Raw genomic sequence first — 16,945 nt, forward strand, 5'->3', positions numbered from 1 at the left:
GCGTGGCAGGCTCTACAATCACGGGATGAATTCGCAATCCCGACCTTCGCCCGCACCGCGCGGGCGAACTTCTGTTCCCCGCAAGTCCCCCACCCAGGTGCGCATCATCGGCGGGCGCTGGAAGCGATCGCTGCTGCCGGTGCTCGAAACCGAAGGGCTTCGTCCGACGCCTGACCGTGTGCGCGAAACGTTGTTCAACTGGCTTGGCCAGGACCTGTCCGGCCTGACCTGCCTCGACCTGTTCGCCGGTTCGGGCGCGCTCGGCTTCGAGGCAGCGTCGCGGGGGGCCAGTGCCGTGACGCTGGTCGAAGCCAACCCGCACGTGGTGCGCCAACTCCGTGACAACCAGTACCGGCTCGATGCCTCGCAGGTGAAGATCATCCACAGCGACGCCTTCGCCGCAGCCGCGCAGATGCCGGCGGCCAGCTTCGACGTGGTATTCCTGGACCCGCCCTTCGCCGAAGATTGGCTCGGGCCGGCGCTCGAACACGCGGCGCGTCTGTCACGTCCGGGGGGAGCCATCTACGTCGAAACGGATCGTGCGCTGATCGGCCCCGATGCGCCGATACCGGCGTCCCTGGAGATCATTCGCCAGGCGCGCGCGGGGGCGGTGCATTTCCACCTGCTGCAGCATCGCCTCGCCAACGGCGCTGGCTGACCTGGGTCGTACGACCTCTTTGGTATGCCAGACAAGGGTTTGCGGGCCTGCTGCGGCGCGGCAGAAATGCGGTCTGATGGACTTCCAATTGCCCCGTTTGGGGTTACACTACGCCGCTGTTGTTTGTTCAACGCCCGTCACGCAGCAAGAATCACATTGACTCGGCCTCGCTGATTTGTGGGCCGGCAACGGGCAGCCCAAAGGAGGAAACATGGTCGTCGCCGTCTATCCCGGTACATTCGATCCCATGACCCGGGGACACGAGGATCTCGTCCGCCGTGCGTCGAATATCTTTGACGAACTCGTGGTTGGCGTGGCGCAAAGCCCCAACAAGCGGCCGTTCTTCTCGCTCGAGGAGCGTATCGGTATCGCGCGCGAGGTGCTTGGCCACTACCCGAATGTGCGTGTAGAGGGATTCTCGGGACTTCTCAAGGACTTTGTCCGAAAGAACAACGCGCGCGTGATCGTGCGCGGCCTGCGAGCCGTCTCCGACTTCGAGTACGAGTTCCAGATGGCGGGCATGAACCGTTACCTGCTGCCGGACGTCGAGACGATGTTCCTGACCCCTTCGGACCAGTATCAGTTCATTTCGGGCACGTTCGTGCGTGAAATCGCGGTGCTGGGTGGCGACGTCAGCAAGTTCGTCTTCCCCTCCGTGGAGCGCTGGCTTCAGGAGAAGATCGGCAAAGCCGAATAGAATAGAGGCCTTCGATGCCGTCTCCGTGGCCAGTCGGGCGCGGGCGGATCGCAGGAAGGAAATATCATGGCGCTGATGATCACCGACGACTGCATTAATTGCGACGTTTGTGAGCCTGAGTGCCCGAACGAAGCCATCTCGATGGGGCCCGAGATCTATGAGATCGACCCCGGCAAGTGCACCGAGTGTGTCGGCCATTTCGACGAACCGCAGTGCCAGCAGGTATGCCCTGTGGCGTGTATTCCGAAAGACCCGAACCACGTCGAAACGCACGAGGTGCTGATGCAACGCTATCGGCTGCTCACGGCAGCCAAGCACGTGGCCTGACCGGATCTTTTGTCCGGCTGCTATCGTTCCGGCCCCCACAGGCAAGAGCAGAAAAGAGAAACCCCGCGAAACCGTCAGGTTTGCGGGGTTTTTTCTTTGGAGCCGGCTGTCGGGGCGCGTGCTAGCGGCCCGTGTGCAGTTCCATCATCGCGCGCTCGCTCTCGCCGCGCGCAAGCGTGCCCAGCGGGCCGATGCAGCGGTCGATCGCTTCGTCGATCGCTTGCTGTTCTTCCTTGCGTGGTGGCTTGAGCACAAAATTGACCACATCCTCGCGGCCGCCGGCCGTGCCGCCCGGCGCATTGCGCGGATGGCCGACGCCGATGCGCAGACGCCAGTAGTCCTGGGTAGTCAGGTGCGCTGAAATGTCCTTGAGGCCATTATGGCCACCCGAGCCACCGCCGCGCTTGAGCTTGGCCGAGCCGGCGGGCAGATCCATTTCGTCATGGGCGACCACGATCTCGTCGGGCAGGATCTTGTAAAAGCGCGCCAGCGACACCACGGAAAGGCCAGAGCGGTTCATGAACGTGGAAGGCTTGAGCAGCCAGACATCCTGATCCCACAAACGGGCGCGGCCAGCCAGGCCGTGAAAGCGGCTTTCCACGCGCAGGGTTGTGCCACCCATGCGGGCGAGTTGGTCGACAAGCCAGAAGCCGGCGTTGTGCCGGGTGGCTTCGTACTCCGCCCCGGGATTGCCGAGGCCGACGATGAGCTTGATCATGCGTTGAGAACGGAATGCGGTAAATCGGACGCCTGAGGGCACCGTGGAACGCGACACAGGATACGCGAAAAAGCGCACGAAAAAGCCGCGCGAAAAAAAACCGCCGGCGAACCGGCGGTCTTTCTTGATGCGCCAGCGGTTGCGAGACCGCTATGGCATCTGGCGCGAAGACGCTTAGGCAGCGGGCGTTTCTTCGCCGCCTTCGGCAGCTTCCGACGACTGAGCGCCAGCCGGCAGCGTGATGCTGGCGATGGCCGGGTTTTCGTCGCCGTGGGTGATGGCGGTCACGCCCTTCGGCAGCTTCAGGTCCGACAGGTGGATGGTCTGGTTCAGCTCGGCTGCGGCCAGATCCACTTCGATGAACTCGGGCAGGTCGGCCGGCAGGCACGACACTTCCAGATCGTTCAGGATGTGGCTGACGATACCGTGGCCCAGCTTCACGCCAGGAGCGGTTTCCTGGTTCATGAAGTGCAGCGGCACCTTCACGTGGATCTTCTCGGAGGCCGACACGCGCTGGAAGTCAACGTGCAGCACCAGCGGCTTGAACGGGTGCATCTGGAACGCACGCAGCAGAGCCTTCTCGGACTTGCCAGCCACTTCCAGATCCAGGATCGACGAGTGGAAGGCTTCCTTCTTCAGGGCGTGCCACAGCGCGTTGTGATCCAGTTCGATCATCTTCGGTTCGGCGGCGCCGCCGTAGATGATGCCGGGGGTCTTGCCCGAATTGCGCAGGCGGCGGCTCGCACCCGTTCCCTGTACGCTACGCTCGAAAGCGATAACTTTCATTTTTAACTCCAAATGTGAAGAAGGCTGTCCGCGACCAGACAGCCTCGACTAGCGGCGCGCATCAAGTGATTGCGCCGCCTGAATCACGTTGGCCGCCCTTTCAGGCGGCCAACGCAGTAAAGCCAAATATTCTAGCAGGTATCTGCCAGTACCGTCCCAACCAGTGTCGATCAGGCGTCGGCGAACAGCGACATGATCGAGTCGCCCCGGACGATCCGGGTGAAGGTCTCGGCCAGCAGCGGGGCGGTCGTGACCTGACGGATCTTGCCGGTCTGACGGGCTTCGTCGGACAGCGGGATCGTGTCGCACACCACCACTTCGTCCAGCGCGGACGCGGCGATGCGGGCAACCGCGCCACCCGACAGCACCGGGTGCGTGCAGTACGCGAATACCTTCTGGGCGCCACGTTCCTTCAGCACCTGCGCGGCCTTGCACAGCGTGCCGCCGGTGTCGATCATGTCGTCCATGATCACGCAGTTGCGGCCGGCGACTTCACCGATGATGTTCATCACCTCGGACACGTTGGCCTTCGGGCGACGCTTGTCGATGATGGCCAGGTCGCAGTCGAGCTGCTTGGCCAGCGCACGGGCGCGCACCACGCCGCCAACGTCCGGAGACACTACCAGCAGATTGCCGTAGTTCTTCTCGCGCAGATCGCCAAGCAGGACCGGGGATGCGTAGATGTTGTCGACGGGGATATCGAAGAAGCCCTGGATCTGGTCAGCGTGCAGGTCCATCGTCAGCACGCGTTCCACGCCGGCCACTTCCAGCATGTTGGCCACGATCTTGGCCGAGATGGCCACGCGCGCCGAACGCGGGCGGCGATCCTGGCGGGCATAGCCGAAGTAGGGCATGGCGGCGGTGATGCTGCGTGCCGAAGCGCGCTTGAGCGCGTCGACCATCACCATCAGTTCCATCAGGTTGTCGTTGGTCGGCGCGCAGGTCGACTGCAGCACGATGACGTGCTTGCCGCGAACGTTTTCCTGGATTTCTACCTGGACTTCACCGTCGGAGAAACGGCCGACCAGAGCCTTGCCGAGCGGAATGCCGAGGTGCTGTACGACAGCCTCCGCGAGTTTAGGGTTGGCATTGCCGGTAAATACCATCAAGCCTTCGACGCTCATTCGGGGCACCTGTCTTGCTACTGGGGGGGCTTTGCGCCACCGGCAATGCCGGCAGCGAATTTCTGCATGTCCGCTCTGGACACTATAGGAAGTAATGGCAGGGGAAGAAGGATTCGAACCTTCGAATGCCGGAATCAAAATCCGGTGCCTTGACCAACTTGGCGACTCCCCTACACAACCTTTAACGTCTGTCGTTGCGCTGACTTTAAACCGTCAGTACATCGCCAGGCGAAAACCTGCTACGCGAACGTTGCGAGCGGGTGATGTGACAAATTTTTCACACACCTGCCATCCCATTCAGATGGCAACCTTTCCATCACTCTCTGCGCAGTCTGCTCGTCTTCAAAGCGGGCAAATACGCAGGCTCCGGAACCGGTCATCCTTGCTTGTGGACTGTAATTTTTCAGCCACTCAAGGGCTCGGGCAACTTCGCCGAACTTCGCTGTTGCTATCGTTTCCAGATCGTTGCGACCGAAAGCGAATTTGTTTGTGCAAGCAGCGAAGTCCGCAACTATAGAGATTGGAGAATTCCTTGTCAAGCGTTCGTCCGAAAATATTGCTGCGGTCGGCACATGTTGCCGCGGATGGATGACCACGAACCAGCTGTCGGGCAGCGTCACTGGCGTCAACTCCTCGCCCACGCCTTCGGCGAACGCGTTCTGGCCGAACACGAACACGGGCACGTCCGCGCCGAGCGAAAGGCCGATGCGCATCAGTTCTGTGCGCGGCAGGTTCACGCCCCACAGGTGGTTCAGCGCCAGCAGCGTGGTCGCGGCGTCGGACGACCCGCCGCCGATGCCGCCACCCATGGGCAGGATCTTGTCGATGGCGATGTCCACGCCGAAACGCGTGCCGCCGGCCGCCTGCAATGCGCGGGCCGCGCGCACGACGAGGTCGGTATCGGCCGGCACCCCGGGGATGTCGGTAACACGCGTGATCACGCCATCGTCACGGCGATGAAAGTGCAGCGTGTCAGACCAGTCGATGAGCTGGAACACGGTCTGCAACGTGTGGTAGCCGTCGGGGCGGCGGCCGGTCACGTGCAGGAACAGGTTGAGCTTGGCTGGGGCCGGGCAGTTGCGCAGCTCCGGTGGCGGCAGGGCCGTGCCGACGGTCATTCTTTGTTCTCCGGGTCGATTACGAGCCGCACCGACAGCGGCGATTCATTGCCATCGCGTGCCATGTCGATACGGCGGGGCAGCGTGGTCGTGGGCGTGGCGTTCTCGGGCGTGTCCTGCCAGGCTAGGTAGCGCACGGTCCAGCCACTCTGCCGCAGGGTGTCGGGGCGGCCGTTCGCGTCGCGCGTGATGTTCGATGGTATGCCCGGCGCGGCGCGGCCATGCAGCCAGTCGCGCATGCCAGATACCGGCAGCGAGAATCCGAGCGCCTGCTCCATCAGGCTGTCGACCTCGGGCGCATTGCGCGGCGCCTCGTTAGGCAGGTCGAGCGTGGCCCCGGATGGGGTCGCCGTGACGATGGCCAGCGTCTGGCCCAGCGGCGAAACGAGATCGAGCCGCACGTTGCGGCCTTGTTCCTGCCAGCGGAAGCTGCCCTGCACGCCTTCGTTGCGGCCGTAGCGGACGTAGTTGGCGGAGAACCGGCCGGTGTAAAGCTGGCTGGCGGCGGTTTCGCCGGCATCGAAGCCGCGCGTTGGTGCGACGCTGGCGCACGCGGCGAGCCAGAGCGGTGTGGCCAGGCAGAGCAGGGCCAATCGACGGGATCGGAGCATGTTCAAGTGTTGGGATAATTGGCGCACGCCAGAACGAACCGCCCGGGCGCTGGCCCGGGCGTGCGACGTGCTTGCCTGATGTGAACTACTTCGACAGCAGGACGTTCTGGTTGTAACGGCGCAGGGTGTCGATCAGCGTCTGATTGTCTGGCTCGACCTTCGCCGCCTCGTTCCACGTCTTGCGTGCCTCGTCGTGCTGGCCGAGTTGCCAGAGCACCTCGCCCAGATGCGCGCCGATTTCGGCCTCAGGGGCCTTGGCGAACGCGTTCTTGAGCAGATCCGCCGCGGGCTGCAGTTCGCCCTGACGGTACTTGACCCACGCCAGGCTGTCCATGATGTAGGGATCATCCGGTCCGAGCTCGGATGCGCGTTCGAGCAGCTTGCGCGCTTCCGGCAGACGCTCGTTACGGTCGGCCAGTGAGTAGCCGAGCGCGTTGTAGCCCTGCTTCTGGTCGGGCTGCAGCGCGATCACCTTGAGCAGGCCACGCTCCATGCTGTCGTAGCGCTTCTCGCGTTCGTCGAGCATCGCCAGTTCGTAGATCCAGTCCGCATTGTCGGGCTCGGCCTTGACGCGTTCGTCCAGCACCTTGCGCGCGCGGTCGTACGCCTTGCTGTCCATCAGCGCGGCCACCTCGGCCTGACGGATAGCGGCCATGCGCAGGGCGCGCTGCGCGGGATCGGGGATGTCTTCGGCGTCGGCCAGCATGTCGCCAAATACGGCCTGCGCATCGTCGAGCTTGCCCATGCGTGCCAGCAACTGGCCACGCTTGGCCTGCGCGGCCAGGGTCAGGCGCGGGTCCTCGATTCGGTCGAGCCAGTCGATTGCCGCGGGATAGTCTTTCTTTTCCTCGGCGATCTGCGCGAGGTACTGGTACGCGATGTCGGGGTTGGCCGCTGGCGACTTCTCCGCCATCTGCAGGTACTCCTTCAGATAGCGTTCGGCATCGTCATAACTGCGCGCCTGCAGGCTGGTCAGCCCCAGAGCCAGCGGCACACGCGGATCGGTCGGCGCAACCTTGCGCAGGACCTCGAACTCGGCACGGGCCGAATCCATGTCGTTCTGCTGCAGATACAGCCTTGCCAGCGTGATGTGGCCGTTGACTGACGAGGGCGACTTGGCCAGGAAGCGCTTCATCACCGCGATCGACTTGTCGGGGGCCGATTCGGCTTGCATTTCGGCAGACATGAGCGCGGCAGCTTCGAGGTTCGGCTTGAGCCGAAGCGCCTCATCAAGCTCGGTCAGCGCGCCCTGGCTGTCTCCGGCCATCTCTTGCGCACGCGCCAGGGCCAGGTGAGTTTCCGGCAGCTTCGAATCGTTGGCGGTCAGGCGCTGGAGCACGGCGACTGCGCCTGCGGGGTCACTCGTGCGCGACATCTGCTGCTGCAATTGCAGGATGGCGTCCCCGCGATGCGCGGCTGGCGCCGTCGCCAGCTGGCGGCTCAGCAGGGGCTCGGCTTCCTCCCAGCGTCCGTTGAGCACGAGCAGTGTTGCCAGGACCTGGCTTGCTGCCGGCGATTTCGGCGCCAGGTCGGACCAGAGCCGGGCGCCATCCAGCGCCTGCTGCGAACTGCGCGCGTTGAATGCGATTTCGGTGGCGCGCTGGGCCAGTCTCGGGTCACGCGTTTCGCGAGCAAGATCAAGATAGGTCCGGTATGCCGCGCCGGCCATCCCGCGTTGCAGCGAGATTTCCGCCGCCAGCACTCGGTAGAGGATGTCTGGCGACAGCGAAACATTGGGTAGTGGCGTCCGCTGCGCGCGTGCTGCCGACGACGGCGCTGGAACGTCGATGACCTCGTCATCGTTCTGGGCAACCTTGGCCGGTGCGGCATGGGAAGCGAGCGAAACCAGCGCCAGGCACGCAGCCACGCCCAGGGCGCGCGCATGGCGACGGAAACGTCCGGCGGGGGAAATCGTCGGACCGGTGGCAGTGAAAGCTTTCATTTGCGAAGATTCCGGGCGCATGGCCTGAAAGGACGAAAGATGGTCCGGCATGAAATCGATGCTCCGGCGCGCGGGGGCGTTGCAGTCAATGGAGGCATTGTAGCCTGCCGCTACAATGCGCTGCTTGCCTTGCCCGGCGCCCTTGGGTTGGCTACGTACGGCAGCCCGCACAATGTGCGCCGCTTCCGGTCACATGGCAGGGCAAATCCTGCCTCGTTGGATCGGGAAAACAGGCAAGAGGTTCTTGGGAATTGATTGGATAAGGGCTGATAAGGGTCCGGAAGCCCGCTGCCGGCCGGCGGATGGAATAAGGGGGGGCGATGCCAGAACTGCCGGAAGTCGAGGTCACGCGGCGTGGATTGCTGCCGCACGTAGTGGGCCGCCGCATTGCCGATGTGACCGTGCGCCACCGGGGCTTGCGCTGGCCGGTCGAGCCGGAACTGGAGGCGCGACTGACGGGCCGCACCATCGGCCGTATCGAGCGACGCGGCAAGTATCTGCTGCTGGAATGCCTGCCGCCGGTCGACGCCACCCGGGCGGGGACAGGCGAGGACGCCGCGCCCGGCTGGCTGCTGGTGCACCTGGGCATGACGGGCACGCTGCGCGTCTATCCGGATCCGCCCGCGCCGGGCGCGCATGATCATCTCGACCTGTTGCTGGCTGCCGGCCCGGATACCGCGAAGGCCGAGCCGGTTGTCCTGCGTTTCCGCGACCCGCGCCGCTTCGGCGCCATTCTCTGGACGCCGCTTGCCGAATCGGACCTGCCCGGGCATCCGCTGCTGAGCAGGCTCGGCATCGAGCCCTTCGACCCGCGCTTCGATGGCGCATGGCTTCATCGAGGCATGCGCGGGCGTTCCATGGCGATCAAGCAGGCTCTGCTGGCGGGCGACGTCGTCGTCGGCGTTGGCAACATCTACTGCTCCGAGAGCTTGTTTCGCGCCGGCATTCGGCCGACCACGCAGGCCGGGCGGCTGAGCCTGGCGCGCTGCGAGAAGCTGGCCGTTGCCGTGCGCGAGACGCTGGCGGAGGCCATTGCACGCGGCGGCAGCACATTGCGCGACTTCGTCGGCAGCGACGGCAGCAGTGGCTATTTCCAGCTCGACTGTTTTGTCTACGATCGTGCCGGCGAGCCATGTCGCATTTGCGGCACTCCGATCCGTCAGATCCTGCAGGGCCAGCGATCGACGTTCTATTGCCCGCACTGCCAGCACTGACCCGTCGCCGGGGCGCAAAGCCTGTCCGGGACGGTCTGGCACACGCCGAACCGGTCTGGATTTCTTGTTGAAATCGCCTGCCGATGGGTCGGCGCAACACTCGCGCAGGTGGAATGCCGTAAGGGGCGTGAATTCCACAAAATCGTGCAAGAAACCTGTATCGTGTGCGCAGACATAAAAAGTTACAAAATGCGCCAAGCCACCCTGCCGATGGGGCATGGACCTGGCCGTCGACTTGCCAAGGGACCGCAGGGTCAGTGGAACCATCCCGGGGCCAGTTGTGCAATACGAGCCCGAAACCAATAAATCCGAGCCGAAAAGCGAACCACTCCATGACGAGCCTCGCACAGCAATTCGAACAATATGGCGCCTGGAGAACCGGGGTTCTTCATTCTCTCGCCGACTTCCAGTCCTGGCTGCAGCAATACGATCTCTATGACGCCACCGCGGAAGACCGCGTGCAGCGCATCCAGAACGTGCTCAGGAGCGACCGGCTCAAGGTCGCTTTCATCGCCGAGTTCTCGCGCGGCAAGAGCGAACTGATCAACGCCATCTTCTTTGCCGACTACGGTCGACGCATCCTGCCGTCATCGGCCGGCCGCACCACGATGTGCCCGACGGAGTTGCGCTACGACGAGAACGAGGTGCCGTGCATCCGGCTGCTGCCGATCGAGACGCGCCTGCAGGACGCGTCCACGGCGGACTTCATGGAGCCCGGTTCGGCTAATTCTCACTGGACCACGGTACCGCTCGACCCGTCGTCGCCCGAGGGCATGCTGGCCGCGTTCCAGCATGTCGTGGAGACCACGCGCGTGAGCCCGGCCGAGGCCGAGGCGCTGGGGCTGTACAACGAGAACGATCCGGATGCCGCCTGGGCAGTGGATGCCGATGGCATGGTGGAGATCTCGCGCTGGCGCCATGCGGTGATCAACTTCCCGCATCCGTTGCTGCGCCAGGGTCTGGTGATCCTGGACACGCCGGGCCTGAACGCGATTGGTACCGAGCCCGAACTGACGCTGCGCCTGATTCCCGATGCGCACGTGGTGGTATTCGTGCTGGCCGCCGATGCCGGCGTGACCAAGAGCGACCTCGATCTCTGGCGCAGCCATGTGGGCGCCGGCCATCGCCGCGGCTGCCTGGCCGTGCTGAACAAGATCGATGGTCTTTGGGACCCGCTCAAGTCATCATCCGAGATCGCGTCGGAGATTTCGCGCCAGGTCCGTACGACCGCGCAGACGCTCGGCATCGAGGAACGCCGGGTCTACCCGGTATCGGCACAGAAGGGGCTGGTGGCCAAGGTCACCAACGACGAGCCGATGCTCGTGCGCAGCAACTTGATGCAGTTCGAGCACGTGCTGTCGGACCAGCTCATTCCGCAGCGGCGCGAGATCGTGGCCGACCAGGTACAGCGCCTGGTACAGGAGATGTCGCGCGGCGCCCAGCAACTGCTGCAGAGCCGCCGGCGCGATATCGTCGAGCAGTTGTTCGAGTTACGCGGCCTGCGTGGCAAGAACCATGCGATGGTCAAGCACATGCTGATGCGCGTGCAGAGCGAGAAGGAGGAGTTCGAGCAGAGCATCGCGAAATTCCAGGCGCTGCGGCTGGTATTCGGGCGGCATAGCGCGGACATCATCAAGAGCCTGCAACTGCGCGACGTTCGCCGCACGATGCGCGATGCGCGCGAGCAGATGAAGGAGCGCTTCTTCTCGCGCGGCCTGCGCGAGGACATGGAAGCGCTGTTCGGCCAGCTTACCGGGTTGATTACCGACGCCGATCAGAAGATCGTTGGCCTGCACCAGCTCGTTGAAAGCATGTATCGGCGCTTCAATGCCGAACATGGTTTCACGCTGCCTTCGCCGATGCAGTTCGTGACGTCGCGCTATACCAACGAACTGCAGGAAACGCTGCAATTGGTGAACACGCATTTCGGCGCCGTGCACATGCTGACGCGCTCGCGTCCGCAACTGGTGCAGAACGCATTCGCGACGATGGCCAGCCGCGTGCTAGAGAACTTCCGCGATCTAAATCGCGATATCGAGATCTGGCTGAAGTCGGTGATGACGCCGCTCGAGGCGCAGGTACGCGAGCACCAGAAGCAATTGCGCCGACGCGTCGATTCGATCGAGCGCATCCACGAGGCCACGGACACGCTGGAATCGCGCATTGCCGAACTTGAGGAAGTGCTGAACGGCCTCGATGAGCGGAGCACGAAGATCGAGAGCTTCGCGCGCAGGCTGGTGGACGTGCCCCCGGAAGCAGCGGCGCGCGCGGCGTAGTCGGAGCGTCCCCCCCTCGTCCACTTGTGGGAGAGGGGGCAGACCCGGCGATCTGGGAAGGGTATTGCAACCGCCGATGTATCATGTGGCGCCGCCTGTGAGCGGCGCTTTTTCTTTTCAAGATCCCGCAATGCCCCGCAAGCCTGCCGCCGCCCCCACCATGCCCGAGACCATCGCCGTGCCATCCGATTTCGGTATGCGCGTGGTGACGTGGCAGCGCCAGCACGGCCGACACGACCTGCCCTGGCAGAACACTCGCGATCCGTACCGCATCTGGCTGTCCGAGATCATGCTGCAGCAGACGCAGGTGGCAGCGGTGATCGAGTATTTCCAGCGCTTCGTGACGGCGCTGCCCACGGTTGCCGCTCTGGCGGCAGCGTCTGCCGACGAGGTCATGGCCTTGTGGGCCGGGCTGGGCTACTACTCGCGCGCGCGCAATCTTCATCGCTGCGCCAAGACCGTGGTGGATGAGCACGCTGGCGTGTTTCCGACCGCCCCAGAGGTGCTCGTAACGCTGCCCGGCATCGGTCGCTCCACGGCTGCGGCGATCGCGGCGTTCAGTGCCGGCGTTCGTTCTCCGATCCTGGACGGCAACGTCAAGCGCGTCTTCGCGCGTGTGTTCGGCATTCACGGTTATCCCGGCGAGCGCGCGATCGAGAATCGGATGTGGGCGCTGGCCGAACAGGCGCTGCCGCCTGCCGGACGTCATCAGGCAGATCACATGGTGGCCTACACGCAGGGATTGATGGACCTCGGCGCCACGATCTGCTCGCGCGGCAAGCCAGCCTGTCTGGCCGACGCAGAGGCGTGCCCGCTCGTGGCCGATTGCGTGGCCCGCAAGGACAACCTCACCGCCGTGCTGCCCACGCCGAAGCCACGCGCGGCGATTCCGGAGCGCAGCGCTGTGATGCTGATCGTCCGGCATGGACGCGATGTGCTCGTGCAGTTGCGTCCCAGCAGCGGCATCTGGGGCGGCTTGTGGAGTCTGCCTGAAATGCCGGTCGACGCGGTACCGTTCGATTCGGAGGTCGCCGAGGAGTCGGCGCTGCAGTTAGCCCGCGCGTATGGCTCGCCTGCGCGCGCGTATCTGGCTGGCGAACTGACGCATGTGTTCACCCATTTTCGCCTGCTGATTCGCGCTATTCGCGTCGATCTGGACGCCGTCGCGCTCGAAGGTAATGCCGCGAGCCGGTGGCTGTCTCTTGACGATCTCGATATGCTGGGCACCCCGGCCCCGGTGCGCAAGCTGCTGGAAGATCAGGCGAGACTCGGACTTTTCTGAGTTGCCCGCTCGGAAGGCGGCTCAGAAGGCGGCTCAGACGATGTGGTGCTGTCGCATGTAGCGATGCACGATCTCGATGCGCACGCCGGCATCAGGTAGCTCCATCAGCATCTGCTTGGCCTTGAGTGGCACCGGCAACAACTCGCACAGCCGGTTGACCACCCAGCTCGGATCGTCCCAGAGATAGGGCTCTCCGAAGGGCAGTTTCGGCTTGTCGGGCTGGTCCGTGTGGAGCGAGGTCACGATTCGACGCAACGCGGCCAGGCACTCGCCCAGCAATTCCAGCTTGCAGTCGATGACATCCGGAGGCAGCAGTTCCACGCTCGCCACGAGCAAGCCGTCATCACGCGTGGCGTGGGACAGCACCCGGAAGCGTTGGCGTCCGCGCGTTTCAATCAGCAGGACGCCGAGTTGCTCCACATTGCAATCGACGATTTCCGCAAGACAGCCGATGGACTCGGGTTCGGTGGTTTGGCCCGGCTGCGCGACTTCCTCTCCGGTGGCAATCAGACAAACGCCGAACGGCAGATGGTCGCGCATACAGTTGCGCACCATGTCGACGTAGCGTTTCTCGAATACACGGAGAGGCAGACGGCCGTCCGGAAACAGGACCGTGTGAAGAGGGAACAGCGGCAGCGCATCCAGGGTAGCGGAATCGGATGCGGTGCCGGAAAGAAAGGTCGACATGCGGTTGGCCGGCTCCAGTCATGGGAAAACGGCGGGGCGCCGCGCGTCAGCCAGCGGGGGCCAACTCGCGGTGTCTGACCAGCACATTACCATGTGCCCGGAAGTAGTTGGCAAGTCTTTCCGCGATGAACACGGAACGGTGCTGGCCTCCGGTGCAGCCGATGGCGACGGTCAGGTAGCTGCGGTTGTCCGCAATGAAACTCGGCAGCCACTTCTCCACATAGGCGCGGATATCCTCGGCCATGGCCAGCACCATCGGCTGGCTTTGCAGGAAGTCGATGACTGGCGCATCGCGCCCAGTGAGCGGGCGCAGCGCGAGATCGTAATAGGGGTTCGGCAGGGAGCGCACGTCGAAGACGAGATCGGCGTCGCTGGGCACGCCGTGCTTGAACCCGAACGATTCAAACAGCAGCGTGAGCTGCTGGCTGTTCTTGTTCTCGTTCTCGTCTTGAATCAGTTCCTTGATCCAGCTGCGCAGCGTATTGGTGCGCACGTTGCTGGTGTCGATGCGGTGGGCCGATTCCGCCAGCGGGCTTAGCAGCTCCCGCTCCTTCTCGATGGCCTCGATCAGCGAGGTATCGTTGGGCGTGCCAGCGGCCGTGCCAACTTCGACTTGTGCCGAAAGCGGGTGGCGCCGGCGCGTTTCCGAGTAGCGCTGAACCAGCGCATCGGTGCTGGCGGTCAGGTACAGCACCTGTACCTGATGGTTCGCGGCCAGCTCTCGCACCGTATCGGGCAGTCGCGCGAGCGATTCGCGGCTGCGGATGTCGGTGGCAACACCAAGCTGTGAGTAGCCCTGTTCCGCCAGGTAGCAGGCGAGATCGGGGATGAACTGGGCCGGCAGGTTGTCGACGCAGTAGTACCCCGCGTCTTCCAGTACGTTCAGCGCGACTGACTTGCCCGAGCCGGAAATTCCGGTGATAAGGATGATCCGCATAGCGATGCAAGCATAGCATCGCGTGATGGCGGCGTCATGACACCTGCCCTAAAGCAAAATGGCGAATCGTCGCCGATTCGCCATCATTGCCACGGGATCTGTCAGATCTGGCGGATCAGGCCGCCGGCTTCGACAGGCAATCGCTCATGGACTTCTTGTAGTCATCGCCCTTCTTGCCCTTGTTTTCCTTCGAGCAGGCCGACATCTTTTCCTGCTGGGTCTTCGGTGCGGCCGGTGCGGCGGCTGGTGCGCTGCCCGACAGGCAATCGCTCATGGACTTCTTGTAGTCGTCGCCCTTCTTGCCCTTGTTCTGCTTCGAGCAGGCCGACATCTTTTCCTGCTGCGCGGTCGGGGCCTTGCCAGATTTTTCAGCGGCCGGGGCCGAGGCGCCCTGGGCGAACGCGCCCGTGGCGAACAGAGGGGTAACCAGCACGCACATCGCGATCAGTTTCTTCATGCTTCTCTCCTGGCTGTGGAAACACATCATGGCCGGACGCCGACCTTCAGGATGCAGCACGGCGGCTGGCGGTACCGGACTGGGCTCGATGCCCATTGAAGCACAAAACGGCGCGCGCCCAAAGCGCGTTGACGAGGGGAGGCCGGCCGCTTGTAAGCAATTGAAAGCGACGCCGGCGTTTCACAAAACCGCCGGAATTGTCTGATCAGAGCAGCCGACCCTGGCCGCGGGAAACCACGTCGGCCTGCATCGCTGCCCGCTGACGGTCCATGAAGTCGCGCAGGGTATCGATGCCACGCAGGCGCAGTATCGTATTGCGGACGGCGGCTTCCACCAGCACGGCAAGGTTTCGGCCAGCTGCCACCTGGATCTTCACCATGTGGATCGGGAGGCCAAGAACGTCGAGGTACTGGGAATCAAGCGGCAGGCGCTCGAATTCGCCGTCGTTGCGGCGCACCAATTGCACCACGAGCTTGAGCTTCATCTTCCGCCGCACGGCGGTCTCACCGAAGATCGTCTTGATGTCGAGCAGGCCCAGGCCGCGGACTTCAAGCAGGTTCTGCAGCAGCGGCGGGCAGCGGCCCTCAATGAAATCCGGGCCAAGCCGCACGAAATCGACGGCGTCGTCGGCCACCAGGCCATGTCCGCGCGAGATCAGTTCCAGGCCCAGTTCGCTCTTGCCAAGGCCCGACTCACCCATGATCAGCACGCCCATGCCGAGAATGTCGAGGAACACGCCGTGCATGGTGACGCGCGGCGCGGAGATGCGCGACAGGTACAGGCGGAGGTGGTCGATGACGGCCGCCGAGGATACCGGCGTCGTGAACAGCGGAGTCGACGAGCGCGTGCAGCGCAGTTCCAGATCGGGCGGCGGCTCCATGCCATCCGCCACCACCAGGAATGGCGGCTCGAGCAGGATCAGCTCGCCCATCTGACGTTTGCGGGGTTCGTCGTCGAGGCGCTGGTAGTAAAGGATCTCGGGTTTGCCGAGCACCTGAATCCGGTTCGGGTGGATGAGGTTCAGGTGGCCGACCAGATCGGCTGCCGATGTCGCCTCACGCGCGAATTCCACGTCGAAGGCTCGATCGGCCCCTTCCAGACCGGCGACCCAGGAGAGTTTGATGTCGGCTGCGTTGTCGTCGAAGATCGACTGGGAGGTGACGCCGGTGAGTTCCATGCGGGATGACTTTTCGGGAGGGGCTGTATCGCGGGTATCGCGTCAGGCTGCGCTGGCCTGCCGTCGTGTCAGGGGTGCCACTGGGTCAGTAATTCGTGGACCGCTTCGGGCGTGGGTAACGTGGCCAGTCCTTCGCGCATTTCCCGGTCCGACAACAACTGGGCGATTTCCGAAAGAATTTCCAGATGCTGCTGGGTGGCCTGCTCGGGCACAAGCAGGAAGATCAGCAGCGCCACCGGTTTGCCGTCGGGCGATTCGAACGGGATCGGCTCGGCCAGGCGCATGAAGGCAGCCAGGGGCTGTTTGAGTCCCTTGATGCGACCATGCGGAATGGCGACGCCGGCGCCAAGACCGGTGGACCCGAGCGATTCGCGCGCGAACAGGTTGTCGGTCACGGTGGCCCGGGCCACGCCATGGTTGTTCTCGAACAGGAGCCCGGCTTGCTCGAAGACCCGCTTCTTGCTGGTGACGGTGACGTCGAGATTAATGTTGCCGGGTGGCAGCAATTTGGCCAAACGATTCATGGGCGATGCACGAGGAGTCAGAAAGGCGAGCCGACGCACATGAGTCGTCCCGCTGCGTTGGGCAATTCAGGCTATTGAGCGCAAAAGGACGCCCGCATTGGAGCGTCCGGCCATTATAGAGCAGGGCCACTGCGCACTTGTGCGCTGCGGCGCCGGCGCCGCGAGTGGTGCCGCGAGCTTGCCGGTCGGATTGCCCACCCAGAAAACTGCACCCGCCGTCGCGCGATCTTTCGCCACGCGGAATGCCGGGCCGGTTGTCCGGGGCCGTCCTGTCTGTAGTTGTTGTATGGCGCAGCATACACCGAGCGGCGTCAGTTGCGAACACCCCCGGCTGACCAAATGTTGCAGGGCTGGTACTCAGGTAACGGGTGCGCCAGCGGCGCATCCGCATCGCGCCCATCAAAAAAGCC

17 protein-coding genes and 1 tRNA gene are annotated in these 16,945 nt (G+C 63.9%); 6 read left to right on the forward strand and 12 right to left on the reverse strand.

Going from position 1 to position 16,945, the window contains the following annotated elements; translation table 11 throughout:
* The first annotated feature begins 25 nt into the window (after window positions 1-25).
* The 3 genes from rsmD to K6G35_RS01475 all read left to right on the forward strand — a co-directional run bounded on the left by rsmD (window position 26) and on the right by K6G35_RS01475 (window position 1,682).
* Window positions 26-658 carry a 16S rRNA (guanine(966)-N(2))-methyltransferase RsmD gene (gene rsmD / locus K6G35_RS01465; RefSeq protein WP_187192295.1) on the forward strand — a complete coding sequence of 211 codons (633 nt, stop codon included), beginning with the start codon at window positions 26-28 and terminating at the stop codon, window positions 656-658.
* Between the two features lie 211 nt (window positions 659-869).
* Window positions 870-1,355, forward strand: coding sequence for a pantetheine-phosphate adenylyltransferase (gene coaD / locus K6G35_RS01470; RefSeq protein WP_008650930.1), 486 nt, complete (start codon window positions 870-872; stop codon window positions 1,353-1,355).
* Between the two features lie 66 nt (window positions 1,356-1,421).
* A complete protein-coding gene (locus tag K6G35_RS01475; protein ID WP_008650933.1) occupies window positions 1,422-1,682 on the forward strand; it encodes a YfhL family 4Fe-4S dicluster ferredoxin in 261 nt (86 codons plus the stop codon).
* Window positions 1,683-1,803: 121 nt separating this feature from the next.
* Here the strand turns inward: K6G35_RS01475 and pth are convergent, their stop codons facing one another.
* The 7 genes from pth to K6G35_RS01510 all read right to left on the reverse strand — a co-directional run bounded on the left by pth (window position 1,804) and on the right by K6G35_RS01510 (window position 8,032).
* The gene (gene pth, locus K6G35_RS01480; protein ID WP_008650934.1) at window positions 1,804-2,400 is read right to left on the reverse strand and encodes an aminoacyl-tRNA hydrolase; all 597 of its coding nucleotides are present in this window, start codon (window positions 2,398-2,400) and stop codon (window positions 1,804-1,806) included.
* A 174-nt stretch (window positions 2,401-2,574) separates the two neighbouring features.
* Window positions 2,575-3,186 (reverse strand): 50S ribosomal protein L25/general stress protein Ctc, encoded by a 612-nt coding sequence (locus K6G35_RS01485; protein WP_008650935.1) that lies wholly within the window; start codon window positions 3,184-3,186, stop codon window positions 2,575-2,577.
* A 170-nt stretch (window positions 3,187-3,356) separates the two neighbouring features.
* Window positions 3,357-4,310 (reverse strand): ribose-phosphate pyrophosphokinase, encoded by a 954-nt coding sequence (locus tag K6G35_RS01490; RefSeq protein ID WP_008650936.1) that lies wholly within the window; start codon window positions 4,308-4,310, stop codon window positions 3,357-3,359.
* Between the two features lie 95 nt (window positions 4,311-4,405).
* Window positions 4,406-4,482, reverse strand: a tRNA-Gln gene (locus K6G35_RS01495).
* Between the two features lie 67 nt (window positions 4,483-4,549).
* On the reverse strand, window positions 4,550-5,428 hold the full coding sequence (ispE, locus tag K6G35_RS01500; protein WP_286881820.1) for a 4-(cytidine 5'-diphospho)-2-C-methyl-D-erythritol kinase: 879 nt from the start codon (window positions 5,426-5,428) through the stop codon (window positions 4,550-4,552).
* On the reverse strand, window positions 5,425-6,039 hold the full coding sequence (locus tag K6G35_RS01505; protein ID WP_035881335.1) for an outer membrane lipoprotein LolB: 615 nt from the start codon (window positions 6,037-6,039) through the stop codon (window positions 5,425-5,427). The genes ispE and K6G35_RS01505 overlap by 4 nt, the downstream gene beginning before the upstream one ends.
* Window positions 6,040-6,124: 85 nt before the next feature.
* A complete protein-coding gene (locus K6G35_RS01510; RefSeq protein ID WP_008650941.1) occupies window positions 6,125-8,032 on the reverse strand; it encodes a tetratricopeptide repeat protein in 1,908 nt (635 codons plus the stop codon).
* 269 nt (window positions 8,033-8,301) lie between these two features.
* Here K6G35_RS01510 and mutM point away from each other — a divergent pair, with 269 nt between their 5' ends.
* The 3 genes from mutM to mutY all read left to right on the forward strand — a co-directional run bounded on the left by mutM (window position 8,302) and on the right by mutY (window position 12,753).
* Window positions 8,302-9,195, forward strand: coding sequence for a bifunctional DNA-formamidopyrimidine glycosylase/DNA-(apurinic or apyrimidinic site) lyase (mutM, locus tag K6G35_RS01515; RefSeq protein ID WP_495676017.1), 894 nt, complete (start codon window positions 8,302-8,304; stop codon window positions 9,193-9,195).
* A 332-nt stretch (window positions 9,196-9,527) separates the two neighbouring features.
* Window positions 9,528-11,471 (forward strand): dynamin family protein, encoded by a 1,944-nt coding sequence (locus K6G35_RS01520; RefSeq protein ID WP_495676018.1) that lies wholly within the window; start codon window positions 9,528-9,530, stop codon window positions 11,469-11,471.
* A 130-nt stretch (window positions 11,472-11,601) separates the two neighbouring features.
* Window positions 11,602-12,753: an A/G-specific adenine glycosylase gene (gene mutY / locus K6G35_RS01525; RefSeq protein ID WP_008650947.1), complete on the forward strand. Its 1,152-nt coding sequence runs from the start codon at window positions 11,602-11,604 to the stop codon at window positions 12,751-12,753.
* Window positions 12,754-12,786: 33 nt separating this feature from the next.
* Here mutY and K6G35_RS01530 read toward each other — a convergent pair whose 3' ends face one another.
* The 5 genes from K6G35_RS01530 to K6G35_RS01550 all read right to left on the reverse strand — a co-directional run bounded on the left by K6G35_RS01530 (window position 12,787) and on the right by K6G35_RS01550 (window position 16,535).
* On the reverse strand, window positions 12,787-13,440 hold the full coding sequence (locus tag K6G35_RS01530; protein WP_008650949.1) for an LON peptidase substrate-binding domain-containing protein: 654 nt from the start codon (window positions 13,438-13,440) through the stop codon (window positions 12,787-12,789).
* A 46-nt stretch (window positions 13,441-13,486) separates the two neighbouring features.
* Window positions 13,487-14,377 (reverse strand): RNase adapter RapZ, encoded by an 891-nt coding sequence (rapZ, locus tag K6G35_RS01535; RefSeq protein ID WP_008650951.1) that lies wholly within the window; start codon window positions 14,375-14,377, stop codon window positions 13,487-13,489.
* Between the two features lie 115 nt (window positions 14,378-14,492).
* Window positions 14,493-14,834 carry a PsiF family protein gene (locus K6G35_RS01540; RefSeq protein ID WP_008650953.1) on the reverse strand — a complete coding sequence of 114 codons (342 nt, stop codon included), beginning with the start codon at window positions 14,832-14,834 and terminating at the stop codon, window positions 14,493-14,495.
* Window positions 14,835-15,039: 205 nt separating this feature from the next.
* Window positions 15,040-16,011: an HPr(Ser) kinase/phosphatase gene (gene hprK / locus K6G35_RS01545; protein ID WP_008650955.1), complete on the reverse strand. Its 972-nt coding sequence runs from the start codon at window positions 16,009-16,011 to the stop codon at window positions 15,040-15,042.
* 68 nt (window positions 16,012-16,079) lie between these two features.
* Window positions 16,080-16,535, reverse strand: a complete 456-nt coding sequence (locus K6G35_RS01550; RefSeq protein ID WP_008650957.1) for a PTS sugar transporter subunit IIA — start codon at window positions 16,533-16,535, stop codon at window positions 16,080-16,082.
* Between the last annotated feature and the right edge of the window lie 410 nt (window positions 16,536-16,945).

This window comes from Cupriavidus sp. HY129 (genome assembly GCF_059492215.1).

What these genes read in the sequence shown, in the direction of transcription:
- hprK (WP_008650955.1), bottom strand. Translation starts at nt 16,011, where the DNA reads ATGGAACTCACCGGCGTCACCTCCCAGTCGATCTTCGACGACAACGCA.
- K6G35_RS01550 (WP_008650957.1), bottom strand. Translation starts at nt 16,535, where the DNA reads ATGAATCGTTTGGCCAAATTGCTGCCACCCGGCAACATTAATCTCGAC.
- K6G35_RS01510 (WP_008650941.1), bottom strand. Translation starts at nt 8,032, where the DNA reads ATGCCGGACCATCTTTCGTCCTTTCAGGCCATGCGCCCGGAATCTTCG.
- rapZ (WP_008650951.1), bottom strand. Translation starts at nt 14,377, where the DNA reads ATGCGGATCATCCTTATCACCGGAATTTCCGGCTCGGGCAAGTCAGTC.
- mutM (WP_495676017.1), top strand. Translation starts at nt 8,302, where the DNA reads ATGCCAGAACTGCCGGAAGTCGAGGTCACGCGGCGTGGATTGCTGCCG.
- coaD (WP_008650930.1), top strand. Translation starts at nt 870, where the DNA reads ATGGTCGTCGCCGTCTATCCCGGTACATTCGATCCCATGACCCGGGGA.
- K6G35_RS01520 (WP_495676018.1), top strand. Translation starts at nt 9,528, where the DNA reads ATGACGAGCCTCGCACAGCAATTCGAACAATATGGCGCCTGGAGAACC.
- rsmD (WP_187192295.1), top strand. Translation starts at nt 26, where the DNA reads ATGAATTCGCAATCCCGACCTTCGCCCGCACCGCGCGGGCGAACTTCT.
- mutY (WP_008650947.1), top strand. Translation starts at nt 11,602, where the DNA reads ATGCCCCGCAAGCCTGCCGCCGCCCCCACCATGCCCGAGACCATCGCC.
- K6G35_RS01530 (WP_008650949.1), bottom strand. Translation starts at nt 13,440, where the DNA reads ATGTCGACCTTTCTTTCCGGCACCGCATCCGATTCCGCTACCCTGGAT.
- ispE (WP_286881820.1), bottom strand. Translation starts at nt 5,428, where the DNA reads ATGACCGTCGGCACGGCCCTGCCGCCACCGGAGCTGCGCAACTGCCCG.
- pth (WP_008650934.1), bottom strand. Translation starts at nt 2,400, where the DNA reads ATGATCAAGCTCATCGTCGGCCTCGGCAATCCCGGGGCGGAGTACGAA.
- K6G35_RS01475 (WP_008650933.1), top strand. Translation starts at nt 1,422, where the DNA reads ATGGCGCTGATGATCACCGACGACTGCATTAATTGCGACGTTTGTGAG.
- K6G35_RS01505 (WP_035881335.1), bottom strand. Translation starts at nt 6,039, where the DNA reads ATGCTCCGATCCCGTCGATTGGCCCTGCTCTGCCTGGCCACACCGCTC.
- K6G35_RS01485 (WP_008650935.1), bottom strand. Translation starts at nt 3,186, where the DNA reads ATGAAAGTTATCGCTTTCGAGCGTAGCGTACAGGGAACGGGTGCGAGC.
- K6G35_RS01540 (WP_008650953.1), bottom strand. Translation starts at nt 14,834, where the DNA reads ATGAAGAAACTGATCGCGATGTGCGTGCTGGTTACCCCTCTGTTCGCC.
- K6G35_RS01490 (WP_008650936.1), bottom strand. Translation starts at nt 4,310, where the DNA reads ATGAGCGTCGAAGGCTTGATGGTATTTACCGGCAATGCCAACCCTAAA.